We start from the raw sequence: 15736 nt of genomic DNA on the forward strand, positions 1-15736 counted from the left end.
AATTATAAATAAATATGCTAATTTTAGCAGGTGTTGTTTACTTCAATAAGCTCTAATACATGATTCACAGATACGCTACTTTTATTAAAGCAGTGAACCTTACCATAGATTATATTATACTTAATATGAGCATGGTAATTTCTTACTTTATTGAAGACAGGTCATACATTTTTTGGATCAATAACAGGAAATATTTACCGGTCGTTTTAGTTTTTAATCTTATCTGGTTGCTATCGGCTAATATCACCGGGCTTTACGAACATGTTTTGAATAAAGACTCCATAAAAACCTATCGTGGCGTCATAAAAACCTATCTGTTATTTGTAAGCTTTATTTGTTTCACCATCATTATTTTAATCGGCACTAAAGCTTATTTCATTACCCGCGAATATTTGTTTTACTCGTTGGCGTTATTTGGCTTTTTGTTGGGCTTGTGGAAGTTAATATTCCTAACCATTCGTAAAAGCGACAGGGCCTCTTTAATTGATACAAGGGCGGTTATCATTATAGGTGGCGGCCGTATTGGCTATGATTTGTATAGCTTTTTCAAACAAAACCCCGAACGTGGTTATAGCCTTGTAGGTTTTTTTGATGACGACCCGGCAACAGTTTCTGATAAGCATCTTTATTTGGGAGATACCAACGATTGTATCAATTACGTGTTGAACAATAAAGTTGATGAAATTTTTTGCACCCTGCCAAACTCCGAGGCGCTCACGATTGAAAAGCTGATGTTGGATGCCGATAAAAATCTTATCAGGTTTAAATTTATCCCCGAATATTACGATTACGCAAAGAAGCCTACATTTATACAAAGCTTTGGCCATATCCCGGTGATATCTGTACGCCCGGAGCCTCTGGAAAACATGCTTAACCGTTCAGTAAAACGGTTTTTCGATGTTACCTTTTCGCTTTTTATTATTTTGTTCGTTTTTAGCTGGCTGTTTCCTATACTGGCAATCATTATAAAGCTGGAATCGCGCGGACCTATCTTTTTTGTACAGGAACGGTCAGGTAGGGATAATAAACCATTTAAGTGCTACAAATTCCGCAGCATGCGGGTAAATAAAGATTCTGATAAAAAGCAGGCTACCCGTGGCGATGCCCGTATTACCAAATCAGGGGCATTTATTCGCAAAACCAGTTTGGATGAACTGCCGCAGTTTTTCAATGTGATTTTGGGCAACATGTCTGTAGTTGGTCCACGTCCACACATGCTTAGCCACACGCAGCAATACTCGCAATTGATAGACACCTTTATGGTTAGGCATTTCCTTAAACCAGGCATCACCGGTTGGGCGCAAATCAAAGGCTTTCGTGGTGAAACTCAAACTACCCAGGCTATGCTTGAGCGTGTTGAGGCCGATGTTTGGTACCTGGAAAACTGGTCGTTCCTGCTCGATCTTAAGATAGTGTTCCTTACCTTCTGGAATGCTTTAAGAGGCGAGAAAAACGCTTTCTAATATGCCAATATTCCGCGATCAACTAAATCGTGACGTAAATATCCCCGAAATTCTTGAAAAAATTGTCTCCATAGTTCCGTCGCAAACGGAACTTTTGTTTTATATGGGTTTGGGCGGGCAAGTGGTTGGTATTACTAAGTTTTGCATCCATCCTCATGAAAAGATTAAATCAGTAGCTAAAATAGGCGGTACCAAGCAGCTGAACCTGGAGCTGATTAAATCCCTAAAGCCAGATCTTGTCATCGCTAATAAAGAGGAAAACGACCGCTTGCAGGTGGAAGCATTGGTGGATATCTGCCCGGTTTGGATTAGTGATGTTAACAATATTCAATCAGCTTTGGAGGCGATCCACGAGATAGGGGATATTACAGGGAAGAAAAAAGAAGCAGGCAGTTTATGTACCCAAATTAGTCATCTGTTTGAAAAGTTTCCCCTGCCAAATTTAAAACTAACTGTGGCATATTTTATATGGCGAAAACCGTATATGGTTGCAGGCACAGGTACGTACATTAATAGCCTGTTAAAATTATGCGGATTGAATAACGTTTTCAATATAGATAGGTATCCCGAAGTAACGCCTGATGATTTGATCAACATAAATCCCGACGTGGTTTTACTATCCTCAGAACCCTATCCATTTAAACAAAAGCATATTGATGAATTTCAAAAGCTGCTACCCAACTCAAAGGTAATTTGGGTAGATGGTGAGATGTTTTCCTGGTATGGCAGCAGGTTATTGTACGTGCCCGAATACTTATCTGATTTAGTTAGTATATTAAACTATGGTTTAGCTCCATAATTTTCCTTATCGATAAAGTGGCAAATCTCAAACTTCCGAAGTTTTTGAAACTCCGGAAGTCTTTTGTCGGCTACCCTTTAATTCAACACAGGTAAAATAATCTTTGAGTTATTATGATAAACCTTGATAGTTTCCTTTACAAAATCCGAATCTTTTGCATGGTAGATGTCGATAAATTGTTGTGGGTTTCTGTCGGCCAGCGGAAACCAGCTGCTTTGTACCTGGATCATTATCTTATGACCTTTTTTGAAGGTGTGGGCTACATCAGGCATGGTAAATTTAACCTGTGTTGGTTTGCCCGGTACAAAAGCCTCGGGTTTTGAAAAACTGTTACGGAATCGGCCACGCATAATTTCGGCACGTACCAACATCTGGTATCCACCCATATGATATTTAGTTGCAGGGTTATCGGCGGTATTGTCCGGTAATACATCAATAAGCTTCACAACAAAATCAGCATCGGTGTTTGATAAGCTTACCATCAAATCGGCAACAACAGGGCCTGCAAGCGTAACATCATTGGCCAATGTATCGGTGTTAAAAACAAGTACGTCGGTACGCTGGCTTGCAAAACGCTGATCGTCGGTCATATATTCGCGGGTGCGGTAGGTATATACACCATCGTTATACGGAACCGGTTTGGCTGGGTCGCTGATGTAAGAATCAAAGCTTTCAACTTTACTTGTTGACGGACCGAAAGCAAGCTTACCATCCTTTTCAAGGTAAACTGGCGTTGGCCTGGTATCGGTTACAGGCCACTCGGCAAATTTACGCCATTTGTTTTCGCCGGTAAAAAATATGGTGGCTTTGCTAATGGTATCAACCGATCCTTTGCCTTTAAGATAGTAGTTAAAAAACGGGATCTCGATATTTTCCTGGTACCACTCGTTGGTTTTACTGCCAAATTGGATATTACCTAAATGACTGCCATCGCGGCTGGCCCATTGCCCATGATACCAGGGGCCAATAACCAGTTTGCTGTTGGTGGCAGGGCTTTGTTTTACCAAAGCCTGGTAAGTATTCCAGGTACCGTAACCATCTTCGGCATCAAACAAACCACCAACTACCAGCATGGCTGGCTTAACGTTTTTAATACCGGTGCGGGCGTCACGCGCTTTCCACCAGGCATCAAGGTTGGGGTGGTTCATCATATCGCTCCAAAACTTAAGGCTGTCGCCGCTTATTTTGGTGAAGTTGGGCAATGCACCCATGTTTAAATAGGCCGAGTAATTATCTTTGTTTGTGAACTCAAATGTTTTGGCTGGCAAAGTGGTAGGATGGGGCCGGGGTTGACTAAAGCCATATCCCACATGAAAATCAAAGGCATCTAACAAAAACAACACACCGTTGTGATGATCGTCGTCGCCAAAAAAACGATCAGTAACCGGTGCCTGCGGACTAACCGCTTTTAATGCTGGGTGACCGCTTAAAGCCGCCATGGTAGCATAAAAACCGGGGAACGAGATACCACTTACGCCCACCTTACCATTGTTATTATCGATGTTTTTAACCAGCCAATCAATTGTATCGTAGGTGTCGCTTGCTTCGTCAATATCTTTGTTAGTTTTTTTATCGGGGTTAAACGGATGAACCACCACAAACTCACCTTCGCTCATCCAGCGGCCACGGATATCCTGGATCACCATAATATATCCCTCTTTACAATATTTGATCATAAAGTTGCGCCAGTACGCCCGGTAGCCTGTGCCATAAGGGGCGCAGGAGTAAGGTGTGCGGGTCATCAAAATAGGATGCTTTTCTGATTGGTCTTTAGGCATATAAACCGAAGTAAACAGCTTGGCGCCATCGCGCATAGGAATGCTCACTTCTTTTTTGATATAATTGTTTACAAACCAGGTTGAGTCGGCATTTTGGGCCAATGCACCAAAAGGACTTATGAGTATAAAAAGAAGTAGAAATTTCTTCATGGTAAAGTATACGTTATACGGTAAAAATATTGTTTTAAGATTGCAATTGTTATAATTTAAGTCATGATAATACTATTTTTACAGTCCAAACGTCTGCTCGGCATTGAAAAACCTATTCCTAAGCAAACCTTATAATTTGTTACTGGTCGCGGCTGTTTTACTCATTGCCTTCTCTTTTGTAGATTTGCCAAGGGATTTGGATCTCAATTTCAAGGATACCTATTTTGTGATGTCTACAAAAGCAGCTACCGGAATATTTGTGTTTTTTTGTTTAAGCTGCTGGTTAGCATATTTTATTATCAGAAAATATAGGTTGATAAGCCTGCTTAGCTGGATGCACATTATTACCCTTGTGTTTATAATCGTATTTTTCAAGGCAATCGTTTCTGAGATAGGTCTTTATGGTATTCCAAAACGTTACTATGCATTTGGCGGGTTTCAAAACTCAACCATTAACGCAGGCTTGTTGCCATTTACAATCATGTCCCTTTTATTCTGTGTAGCGCAGGTGTTTTTTGTTTTTAACGTAGCTTATAATATTATAAAAAGAAATAGATAATTTACACGTCGCTACCCCCACTTAACCTCATGAAGAAAAAATTATCCCTACTGCTTTTGGTATGTGCTACATTGCTTTCATCATGTATTGGTAACAAACAATCGACAAGCTCAACAGCGGGACTTATATGGTCAAAATTGACAATTTTAACCGAACGTTCTACTAAAGTTAACATCACTAATGACCGAGACTCAGCTGTGGTGATTCTTTATAATACAGGATCATTCTTCAATCCGCATTCCAAAGATGCTTACATTGACACCTTATCAACTTTTTTTACCAGCAGCGAAAAAGATTCTCTCGCTTCCCTGGCCAGAGACCTGATTGTAAACCCAGCAAAAATTAAAGGTTTTTGTACCGAGTTTGTTGGCGATTTGCAATTGTCGCTATACTACGGTGAGCAATTTAACCTAAGTTGTCATTACTCGTCAGTATGCAATTGGAGTGAGTTATCTGACAAAACAAAACTGTTTAATAATATTCTTCAAAGACGGCTAAAACCTCTTTATAACATATCAGAACAAAAACATCACAAATAACATTTCACCATTATTTTACATTGCTTTTGGCTATAAGGGTGTAAACTGTAATAAGCTTCTTACAAAAGCCATCTCTGTTTTTATCATATTTTCTTCGATATTTGATTTAGCACGTTACAAAAACTATTGCTAAACCAATTTACCTATATTTTAAATAAACCTATTATGATCGAAAACTCGCGTCGTACCTTTATCAGGCAGGCTGCTTTGGCTGGTGCAGGGGCTATTATTACCAAAAACGCCTGGAGCGCCCGCAGCTATAAACGTATTATTGGCGCTAACGACAGGGTTAGGGTGGGTGTAGTCGGCTTTTCTGACCGGCACAAAGGCTCACATATCCCAAGTTTTATGAATCACTACAAGGAACTAAATTTTGAAGTGGTTGGGGTTTCTGATATCTGGAAAAACCGTCGTGAAGAGGGCGCTGCTACCTGGAAACAGAAAATGCAGCACGATGTAAAGGCCTATCGCAACAATGAGGAATTATATGACAGTAAAACGGTTGATGCCGTATTTATCAGTACCGCCGATTTTCAACACGCGCGCCATGCTATTGAAGCTGTAAAGGCTGGCTGTGATGCCTATGTAGAAAAACCTTTTGCCGAAACCATGGAGGATAACCGGGCTGCGCTTAAAGCTATCAAGGAGTCGGGCAAAATAGTACAGATAGGTTCGCAACGCCGTAGTGGTGATAATTACCACGCTGCAAACGATTTTATCCGTTCGGGCAAATTTGGACCGATAACCATGGTTGAGCTTACCTGGAATGTAAACCAGCCTGGCAGATGGCGTAGGCCCGAACTATTGGCTACGTTAAAAGAAGAAGATACTGATTGGAAGCGCTTTATCATGAATCGGCCGTACGAGGCTTTTGATCCGCGTAAATACCTGGAATACCGTTTGTTTTGGCCATATTCGTCGGGACTGGCGGGCCAATGGATGAGCCACCAGATTGATACCGTGCATTGGTTTACTGGGCTTAAACATCCGCGGAGCGTGGTAGCTAATGGTGGTATTTACATGTGGAAAGATGGACGTAAAAACTGGGATACCATTTTGGCGGCCTTTGATTACGGTCCGCTGGATGATCCGTCTACCGGGTTTCAGGTTACTTTTGGTTCAAGGATGCACAATGGTGACGAACATCCTGCCGAAATTTATTACTCAAACGGCGGCGAGTTAAACCTGATTACCAATAAAGTATCACCCGAAGGTGGCCTTACCGAAAAGATGGCCGCCGCCATGGATATGAAACCCAACTTATTACCCGAGCTTAGCCTGGCCAATACGCAGCAGGTAGTAGCATCGGCCAATACCGGGGGCGATATCCTAACCTCAAATCACGTGCGTAACTGGATGGAATGTGTGCGCAGCCGTAAACAGCCTAATGCGCCTGTTGAAGCGGGCTACAGCCATTCTATAGCTAACATCATGACAAACGCGGCAGTACACACCGGCTACAAGGCTACGTTTGATGAAAGCACGCAAGAGGTAATGGCTAATGGTAAGGTGTTTAAATATTAATGCGGATAAACATGCTTAAAAATATTGGACTTGCTTTAATATTTGCCACCTGCGTTATGAACGTTTACGCCCAAAAAAGCGAACCGGTAAAAATAGATAAGTCGAAAACGGATAATAAAATAGAGATAACTATAGGGGGCAAGCCTTTTACTACGTTTCTGTATCCGGATAGTTTGGAGAAGCCAGTGTTATACCCCATCCGTACCGCTGATGGGATAGTAGTTACGCGTGGTTTTCCGCTTGATCCTAAACCCGGTGACCCCACAGATCACCCGCATCATATAGGGCTGTGGTTTAATTTTGAAAACCTTAACGGGCTCGACTTTTGGAACAACTCCTATGCCATTCCCAAAGAAAAAAAGAGTGCTTACGGCTGGATTCGCACAGATCGTATTCTGGAAACTAAAAGCGGCCAGGTTGGCGTGTTACGCTACCATGCCAACTGGGTAAATCAGCAAAAAGAAGTTATTTTAGAAGAAACCACCCGCTTTGAATTTAGCGGTACAGCCAACCAACGGGTTATAGACCGTGTAACCACTTTAACAGCTAATATAAGAGCAGTATTTAACGATGCCAAAGATGGTATGCTTGGCCTGCGCTTAGCGCATGAATTACAAATGCCCGCTACAGAAGATCAGAAATTTACAGACGATAAAGGAAACGTAACCATGGTAAAAGCCGGTACAGATAAGGTAGCCAATGGTAACTACCTCACCAGTGCCGGCAAAACCGGCAATGATGCCTGGAGCACACGCGGCGTATGGTGCAAAGTGTACGGCAAAATGGGAGCCGACTCTGTAAGCATCGCCATTATTGATCATCCACAAAACCCCAATTATCCAACGTTTTGGCATGCGCGCGGGTATGGCTTATTTGCCGCCAACCCATTGGGCGAAAAGATTTTTACCAATGGTAAATCGGCTAAAAACCTGCGTTTAAATAAAGGGGAATCGGTAACGTTTAGATATAGGATTGTGATTGATAATGGGGAGAAAACAACCGATGTAGCTGCGCTTAATAAGATGGCAGAGGAGTTTGCAGGGAAATGAGGGACTTTACAGGCTCGATAATTGCTGTGTTCTCTGAGATTGAAATGATAAGTCCATTGGTTTTTAAATAGTTTCTGGGCATGTATAAAGATCTCATCTATAGTTTTAAATACTTAGTTGCGATGGTTTTTTCAATTGCATCTTTTACTGGTTTGGCGCAATCTAAACAATATCTTGTTTCTAAAATGTCCATTTTTATTTCCTTAAAAAAGGATTCCGTTTTATCTCCCAAAGAGGTTTTAATCCATTTTGAGATAATTAATAAAAGTAATGTAATTCAAAAAGTATTGCTTGATAACCCTGGGTTGTTGACCTTTGGACCCTGGACTACCTCTGCTCAATTAATTGGATTGAAAAATGGTAAATCACTGCAATATTCGAGCAGATCTTCCATGAACTCTCATTTGTCGTACGAAGATGAATTACAGGGCAAATTCCGTAATTTATTTGTGGGTGGTTCTTTGGCTACTACATATAAACTGAAAGATATAGTGGCCTTTTTTAATGCTGATGAAGATCATCCTTTACCTAAAGGCTGGTATTTACTACAGCTTTTTTACGGGGATGCCGCTTCCAATAAGGTTAAATTTTATGTAACCCGGTAATATCTTGCCCCCAAACTTATTTTTATTATTTTTGCCCCAGCAAACCCAATAAGCAGCTATATGTGATCAGCAATTTCTTTCAGGAAAAATAAAGCAGGTTTATCTTTTTGATCCCTGCCATTTATTCACACTAAAAGGAATGAACTATGCTGATTCTTCAGGATATTACCTATATACACCCCAACCGGGAGCTGTTGTTTTCCGGTATCAACTTTATTGTTAATCAACAACAAAAATTAGCCCTGGTGGGCAATAACGGCGTTGGTAAATCCACACTGTTACAACTCATGGCCGGTAATCTTAAACCGGCTGCCGGGAATGTTAAGCAATCATCCAGGCCATACTATGTTCCGCAGGTTGCCGGGCAGTTTAATGACTGTACCGTGGCTGATGCATTGCTTGTTGGCGATAAGGTAAAAGCCTTAAACGATATACTCAAAGGCCAGGCTACTGAAGATAACTTTGAGATACTCAATGATGATTGGACGATAGAAGAGCGATGCACAGAAGCCTTCGCTTACTGGAACCTGGAAGGGCTAAGCCTTACCCAGGAAATAAACACTTTAAGTGGCGGGCAAAAAATGAAGGTACTGCTGGCCGGCATTCGCATTCACCAACCTGATATTGTATTACTCGACGAACCCAGCAATCACCTGGATGCCGAGAGTCGTGCAATTCTTTACAATTATATTCAAAATACCAACCATACGCTGGTTGTGGTTAGTCATGATCGGGTTTTGTTAAACCTGTTACCCTCGGTTTTTGAACTCAGCGAAAAAGGAGTAACGCTTTATGGCGGCAATTATGATTTTTACGCCGGGCAAAAGCAATTGGAAAATGCGGCCTTGCAACAGGATATTCAAAGCCAGGAAAAAGCGCTGCGAAAAGCCAAAGAGACCGAACGACAGGCGATAGAACGCCAGCAAAAATTGGATTCGCGTGGGAAAAAGAAGCAGGAAAATGCCGGCGTGGCCAGGATTATGATGAATACCTTGAGGAACAACGCCGAACAAACCAACGCCAGGTTAAAAAGCGTGCATGCCGAAAAGATTGGTGCCTTGGCACAGCAGGTAGGGGCTTTGAGGGCAAATTTGCCTGCAGCGGATAAGATGAAGATCAATATAGATCAAACTTCGCTGCATAAAGGAAAGGTTTTGATTACAGTGCAAAATGTTCAGTTTGGTTATGGGAATCAAACTTTATGGAAACAACCCCTCAATTTTCAGATTTTTAGTGGCGAACGCCTTGCAATACAAGGCGGCAATGGCTCCGGGAAAACTACGCTCATTAATTTGATTCTTGGTAAACTGCAAGCCAATGATGGTTTAATCAAAAAAGCCGAATTTAGCGCTATTTACATCGATCAGGATTATTCGTTGATAAATGGCAAGCTAAATATTTACCAACAAGCGCAGGCTTATAACTCCGGCATGTTGCAGGAGCATGATGTAAAAATCCGTCTCAATCGTTTTCTTTTTACGCCTGATGACTGGGATAAACCGTGCATAGCCCTTAGCGGCGGCGAAAAAATGAGATTAGTATTGTGTTTGCTTACCATCAGCAACCAGGCTCCGGACATGATTATTCTTGATGAACCCACCAATAACCTCGATTTACAAAACATCGAGGTACTAACCAATGCCATCAATGATTATCATGGAACGCTGATTGTTATTTCGCACGATCAATACTTTTTGCAAGAGATAGGGATTGACAAAAGCGTTGAACTAATATAATTAAATATCAATGTGATAGTAAATAACGTATTTTAAGTAGCGCCCGCTCTGTTAAGAGCCTGTTTAAAAATAAGAAAAAATAGATTGCTATTGCCTTTGAGATTCCCGGCATCTGAAGTGCAACATGGCCTGAACAAGGCGCAGACGACTCAGCCCGACGAGGCTACACCCTTTAGCCCTCTCTCCAACTTCGTTGCAAAGAGGGCTAAAAAACTTTTAAATACTCTTTGCGGCTTGCCGGGGAGAGGAGGGTGGTTCAGCGATTTTACCATACATAACGGTACTAAACCAATCAACTTTTATTTTGCTATTTATTGAAGTTATTTGCTTTGTCGTTTGATTGAATGACGGCCAGGCTATCTACCTTTATCGCGTTGAATTTTTGTACAGGGTGTTCGAATAAGTTAAGCATGCCGCTTCCCAAAAGCGAGTAGTTAAGATTTTTAATACGGTTGTTTTTCCAGATATTAACCGATGAACTGTCATTAGCGGTAATATTTAATTTATCAATACTTAGATTATTGATATCGTAGTGCCCATGACCGGCAATGGAAAGCGCTAAACTACCACTTGGCGATACATTGTTACTAATAGTCATATAAGTTGATACGGCGTTAATACTTTCTATGTTACCAGCGTTAATTTGTACCAGTTCATCCTGTAAGCCGCTTGTATTAGTGATGTCGACATCGTTCACTATTGCGACAAAAGACATAAAAAGGGTATCATTTTTTACCTTAAAATTAACGTTGTGCCGGTATTGTTCAATAATGTTAATATAGTTGCCGGTGTGTTGAATTGCAACCGGCAAGTTTCCGATATTTCCTACCGATACCCTGGGGCACCAATAAGTTTTAAACCCACGATCTACTGTACCATCAATACCCGCGACTACTACATGTTTAAAAGCGGGTAAATTTTGTTTTACAAAAGTGTTTAAAGCATCCTGCCGGTATTCTCGTATAAAAGTTTTTTTATCAAACTCGTTTTTTAGCAGCAGGTTATAAGCTAATAGCGATAACGGAATACAAGAAAAAAATATGATTAATAATTTGGTACTTGTTTTCATTTGTGGAGTGGTTTAGTTTTTTGTATTTATAAACTGTTCGTAACTGGCTTGCAGTTGGCTAACAGGAATGTTAAGCAACTGCATTTTTTTGAATAACTGTGGCAGCTCTTCGGCCATAAATTGCTCCTGCCGTGTTTTTAGAATCTTTTTCGCAGCGTTGGGTTGGGTAAAATAGCCCATGCCACGTTTGGTATAAATAATTTCATTTTGTTGCAGATATTCGTATGATCGCATTATGGTGTTGGGGTTTACCTCAAGTATAACGGCGAGTTCACGTACAGAGGGGATCTTTTCATCTTCCCTCCATTGCTCAAGTTGTATTTTATCGCACACATAATCTGCTATTTGCAGGTATATGGCTTGTGTGTTGTTGAAATCCATAGTTATTGATTTACAATTGTTTTTCTCTAAGCTTAAGCCAGGTAATTAGCCACAAAAATGGTATTCCAAGATAAAGCAACATTAAAAACGGCATATTATATGGGTGATGTATTTTGGTTTGAGACGCTGAGTAACCAATGCCGTCAAGGTTTTTTTTGTCATTCCAGTAGCCAAAGGCAATGTCGTCATAAGGTGCCGCGTCAACATTCGGCTTAACAAAATGCCCCTTTACAATATCCTTGTGGATAACGGCGCCGGCATTATTAAAATAAATTTCTTGCACATTAGCGTCGAAACCCGATTTAACTTCGGTATCAATCATCGACTTTATCAAAATTGAATTAATTACGCGCGCGCCAAAAAATATAGATATTACTAATACCAATGATTTAATAAATGCGTAGCGCTTAAACAACACTGATCCTAAAAGCGCCATCGTTTGCATCACAAAATAGGTGACAATAAGCTCACCGGTATTGCTATCGTCGCTTAAATTATATAACCGGTTGGGGCGATAATATAATTCGTTATGTTTTACGTGGATATCTAAGTAATGCCCAAATACAATCAGCGGGTAAACAATCAGGAAGTAAGTTATTGGAAAAATTAACAAACTATATATAAAAGCCATAACGAATTTTTCCAATGCCGAGGCCGGTAATGTGAGAGCCTGTATGCCTTTTATCTTTTCATTAAATTGACTTAATATAGTTGAGGCGAAAACTGCACCAGATGCTGTTGATCCTACATATAAAATAAGTTGTTGTGTTGATGTATCTAAGCCTCTTAATGAAAGTATATTAAATAAAATTATCGCGGCCATAATGCCGGCTGTGGCCAATAACCCCAAAATGTACAATTGCTGATTTTCGACCCATTGTTTACGGGTAAGCAGCCATATTCTGTGTATTGAAAATTGCATATTGTTATTAATTAAATTGTGAAAGGATTTGTTGCTTCTCTGTGAGTACTGCATTAAAAAATATTTCCATATCCATGCGTGAAGGTTCCTGTTTATGATTTATGGCTACTACTGCATAGCCTTTTAATGCCCCTTCGCTATAAATAACAGCTGCTATTTCATCAAGACTCATAACCTGTTTAAAGGCCAGTTTATCTGTTATGCGGTCTACAGGTTCATGCAGAATGATTTTGTTATCTTCCAGTATTAATACAAAATCAATCAAGCTATCTAAATCTTTTACCTGGTGTGTGCTGATAATGATCAGTTGATCTTCTTTAATTACACCTGCTATTATTTTTCGGAATTGTTTTTTCGACGGAATATCCAGGCCGTTTGTTGGCTCATCCATTAAGAGCACCTTTGCCTGGGTAGCCAAAGCAAAGCTGATCATCACTTTCTTTTTTTGACCGTAGCTCATGTTTTGTAGTTTGTTTTCTTTGGGGACTTCAAATTCTTTTAAAAATTTAAAAAACATGTCGCGGCTAAATTCGGGGTAGAAAGGGGCGTAGATATCGAGGTAGCTTTTTATTGATACATTGGGCAGGTAAATTTCTTCGGGTAATAAGAAAACGTTTTGTAAAAACTCTGGCGAACGGCGCGCGGGAATTTTACCTGCTACCTGGCAAGTACCTGTGTTAGGAAATAATAGGCCGCATATGTTATGTAGCAGGCTTGATTTGCCAGCACCATTACGGCCAAGTAAACCATAAATGTGCCCAGGCTTAATGTGCAGATTAAGGTTTTCAAGTACCATCTGCTTTTTGTGGTATCCAAAGGTAAGGTTTTCAATATTAATCATGTTGGGTTTGTGTTTTAGTGTACTACTAAAATAGTACACTACAATAGTAGGTAGTTTATTTTGCAAATCCAAATAGTTGAGATAAATTATTTTAGAAAGAAGTGGGGCTGACGACCATTATTGATTTTTATCCATAAAAAAAGGTTACCAGACTATGCTGGTAACCCTTTTCCTACTATAGGAACAATCGTTTTCTATTGTTCCAGAACTGTGATTTTTAGTGACGATTTATTTTGTCCGTCATGATAAATGCGATGGGTAGCTTTTTGGAAATCGGCATCGGTTGCCTGGTATATATCTACAAATTTTTGCGGGTTACGGTCAACCAGCGGGAACCATGAGTTTTGTACCTGAATCATAATACGGTGTCCTTTTCTAAAAGTATGGCCAACGTCGGGCAGGGCGTATTTAATTTCGGTAACCTTGCCTGGCTCAAATGCTTCTGGTTTCTCAAATGAATTACGGAAGCGTCCCCTGAAAACTTCTCCACGAATTAGCATCTGGTAGCCGCTAAGTGTAACGTTTTTAGGATTGGGAATAGGGTTGGGGTAATTATCCGGGAAAACATCAATCAATTTTACCACGTAATCTGCATCCGTACCTGTGGTTGATGCAAATAAATCGGCCATTAGCGGGCCGGTAAGAGTCATGTCTTCAGTTAAAGTATCAGTTTGATAAACCTTTACATCGGGCCTACGGGCGGCAAAACGCTGATCATCTAACATGTACTCTCTTGTACGGCCTTTTTGGATACCGTCCTGGTAAGGCACCGGCGTGTTAGGATCGCTTACATACTCATCAAAGCTATTGGTAACTGTGGCCGGGGTGAAAGAAAGTTTACCATCCGGCTGAAAGTAAAGCGTTTTTTCGGTAGTGTTTTTTGGAGGCCAGGTTTCAAATTTATGCCATTGGTTGCTACCGGTTATAAATATAGATGCTTCGGGCAAATCCATTGCACCTTCATCTTTCAGATAGTAGTTAAAGAAGGGTAACTCAATGTTTTCACGGAACCACGCGCTGGTGTTCGAGCCAAAGTTTTGATCGGCAAATAGGGTAGCATCCTTGCTTTCCCAGCCACCGTGAAACCATGGCCCCATTACCAACATGTTTTTATGAGTTTGTGGGTTCTGTTTTTCTAAAGCGTCGTAAACATGCAATGCACCAAAGCAATCCTCGGCGTCAAAAAAACCACCAACTGTCATGGTAGCCGGTTTGATGTTAACCAAATGCGGGCGAATGTTCATCGCCTTCCAAAATTCGTCATAATTGGGGTGCGACATTAAATCGTTCCAGAATTTGACAGAGTCGCCCATGTACTTCTTTTTGAAGTTGGGCAAGGCACCCATCTCCAGGTAAAATTTGTAATTATCTTTAAATGATACCTTAATGCCGGTTTTGAAGTCCTTTGGCATTAGGGGTTTAGGGCGTGGCACGCCAAAGCTGGTATAAAAATTAAAAGCATCCATCATCATAAAAGCGCCGTTGTGGTGAAAGTCGTCGCCTAAAAACCAATCGGTAACCGGGGCCTGTGGCGAAACCGCTTTTAAAGCCGGATGCGCGTTAGGTAACGATGCTGATGAATAAAAGCCAGGATAGGAGATACCCTCAATACCCACGCGACCATTATTATTAGGCAGGTTTTTTACCAGCCAATCAATGGTATCATAGGTATCAGTGCTTTCATCAATATCGGTTTTACTTTTTTTCTTGTCTATGATAGGGCGAACGTCAACATAATCGCCTTCGCTCATCCATTTTCCGCGTACATCCTGGTAAACAAATATGAAACCCGCCCGCGCAAACAACATGTTTTGGCCAAGTGTGCGCCTATACTCGTTTTCGCCATAAGGAGATACCGTGTAAGGCGTACGGGTCATCATAATAGGATACTTTTTGGATTGATCTTTGGGCAGGTAAATGGAAGTGAACAACTTTTTACCATCGCGCATGGTAATGTACTTTTCCATTTTGGTGTAGTTTTGCCTGATATAGGTGGAGTCTTCAGACGTTTGGGCGCTTGCGAGTGAACACCACATAGCAAGCCCTAAAAAGAGTAGCATTTGTTTCATAAGTAAATCAGTCAATTAATTAGATGGCAATTTAATAAATAAATGCCGCTTGGAGTAATTAATTGGTTGATTGAGTTGGGGGAATTGGATTTAGTTGATTGAGTTGATTAGATATCCTTTTCTTATTTTTTTTTTAATTAATAAAACAAAGTATCTGTCAATTGCCTTCCAACCTAATCAACCTAATCAACCTAATCAACCTAATCAACCTAATCAACCTAATCAACCTAATCAACCTAATCAACCTAATCA

At 40.6% G+C, this 15736-nt stretch carries 14 protein-coding genes; 8 read left to right on the top strand and 6 right to left on the bottom strand.

Annotated features, from left to right (window positions below):
- Positions 1–59: 59 nt before the first annotated feature.
- Both QWZ17_RS29540 and QWZ17_RS29545 read left to right on the top strand, forming a co-directional pair.
- Positions 60–1463, top strand: coding sequence for an undecaprenyl-phosphate glucose phosphotransferase (locus tag QWZ17_RS29540; RefSeq protein ID WP_290308963.1), 1404 nt, complete (start codon positions 60–62; stop codon positions 1461–1463).
- A 1-nt stretch (position 1464) separates the two neighbouring features.
- A complete protein-coding gene (locus QWZ17_RS29545; RefSeq protein WP_290308964.1) occupies positions 1465–2262 on the top strand; it encodes an ABC transporter substrate-binding protein in 798 nt (265 codons plus the stop codon).
- A gap of 77 nt (positions 2263–2339) precedes the next feature.
- On the opposite strand, the gene QWZ17_RS29550 is transcribed toward QWZ17_RS29545, so the two are convergent.
- Positions 2340–4190: a CocE/NonD family hydrolase gene (locus tag QWZ17_RS29550; protein ID WP_290308965.1), complete on the bottom strand. Its 1851-nt coding sequence runs from the start codon at positions 4188–4190 to the stop codon at positions 2340–2342.
- 229 nt (positions 4191–4419) lie between these two features.
- Between QWZ17_RS29550 and QWZ17_RS29555 the strand changes: the two genes are divergently transcribed.
- From QWZ17_RS29555 to QWZ17_RS29580, 6 genes are all read left to right on the top strand, one after another.
- Positions 4420–4749, top strand: a complete 330-nt coding sequence (locus QWZ17_RS29555; protein WP_290308966.1) for a hypothetical protein — start codon at positions 4420–4422, stop codon at positions 4747–4749.
- A 29-nt stretch (positions 4750–4778) separates the two neighbouring features.
- Complete coding sequence (locus tag QWZ17_RS29560) at positions 4779–5288, top strand: hypothetical protein (protein WP_290308967.1); 510 nt, start codon at positions 4779–4781, stop codon at positions 5286–5288.
- Between the two features lie 168 nt (positions 5289–5456).
- Positions 5457–6812 (top strand): Gfo/Idh/MocA family protein, encoded by a 1356-nt coding sequence (locus QWZ17_RS29565; protein ID WP_290308976.1) that lies wholly within the window; start codon positions 5457–5459, stop codon positions 6810–6812.
- 11 nt (positions 6813–6823) lie between these two features.
- The gene (locus QWZ17_RS29570) at positions 6824–7861 is read left to right on the top strand and encodes a DUF6807 domain-containing protein (RefSeq protein WP_290308968.1); all 1038 of its coding nucleotides are present in this window, start codon (positions 6824–6826) and stop codon (positions 7859–7861) included.
- Between the two features lie 80 nt (positions 7862–7941).
- The gene (locus QWZ17_RS29575; protein WP_290308969.1) at positions 7942–8466 is read left to right on the top strand and encodes a hypothetical protein; all 525 of its coding nucleotides are present in this window, start codon (positions 7942–7944) and stop codon (positions 8464–8466) included.
- A gap of 146 nt (positions 8467–8612) precedes the next feature.
- The gene (locus tag QWZ17_RS29580) at positions 8613–10202 is read left to right on the top strand and encodes an ABC-F family ATP-binding cassette domain-containing protein (protein ID WP_290308970.1); all 1590 of its coding nucleotides are present in this window, start codon (positions 8613–8615) and stop codon (positions 10200–10202) included.
- Between the two features lie 307 nt (positions 10203–10509).
- On the opposite strand, the gene QWZ17_RS29585 is transcribed toward QWZ17_RS29580, so the two are convergent.
- The 5 genes from QWZ17_RS29585 to QWZ17_RS29605 all read right to left on the bottom strand — a co-directional run bounded on the left by QWZ17_RS29585 (position 10510) and on the right by QWZ17_RS29605 (position 15484).
- Positions 10510–11271, bottom strand: coding sequence for a GIN domain-containing protein (locus QWZ17_RS29585; protein WP_290308971.1), 762 nt, complete (start codon positions 11269–11271; stop codon positions 10510–10512).
- 12 nt (positions 11272–11283) lie between these two features.
- On the bottom strand, positions 11284–11652 hold the full coding sequence (locus tag QWZ17_RS29590; protein ID WP_290308972.1) for a GntR family transcriptional regulator: 369 nt from the start codon (positions 11650–11652) through the stop codon (positions 11284–11286).
- Positions 11653–11662: 10 nt separating this feature from the next.
- Entirely contained in the window at positions 11663–12574 is a 912-nt protein-coding gene (locus QWZ17_RS29595) for a hypothetical protein (protein WP_290308973.1), read from the bottom strand.
- 7 nt (positions 12575–12581) lie between these two features.
- Positions 12582–13415, bottom strand: coding sequence for an ABC transporter ATP-binding protein (locus QWZ17_RS29600; protein WP_290308974.1), 834 nt, complete (start codon positions 13413–13415; stop codon positions 12582–12584).
- 194 nt (positions 13416–13609) lie between these two features.
- Positions 13610–15484: a CocE/NonD family hydrolase gene (locus tag QWZ17_RS29605; RefSeq protein WP_290308975.1), complete on the bottom strand. Its 1875-nt coding sequence runs from the start codon at positions 15482–15484 to the stop codon at positions 13610–13612.
- Positions 15485–15736 lie beyond the last annotated feature (252 nt).

It is taken from the genome of Mucilaginibacter flavus, from assembly GCF_030409315.1.
Taxonomy (GTDB): Bacteria; Bacteroidota; Bacteroidia; order Sphingobacteriales; family Sphingobacteriaceae; genus Mucilaginibacter; species Mucilaginibacter flavus.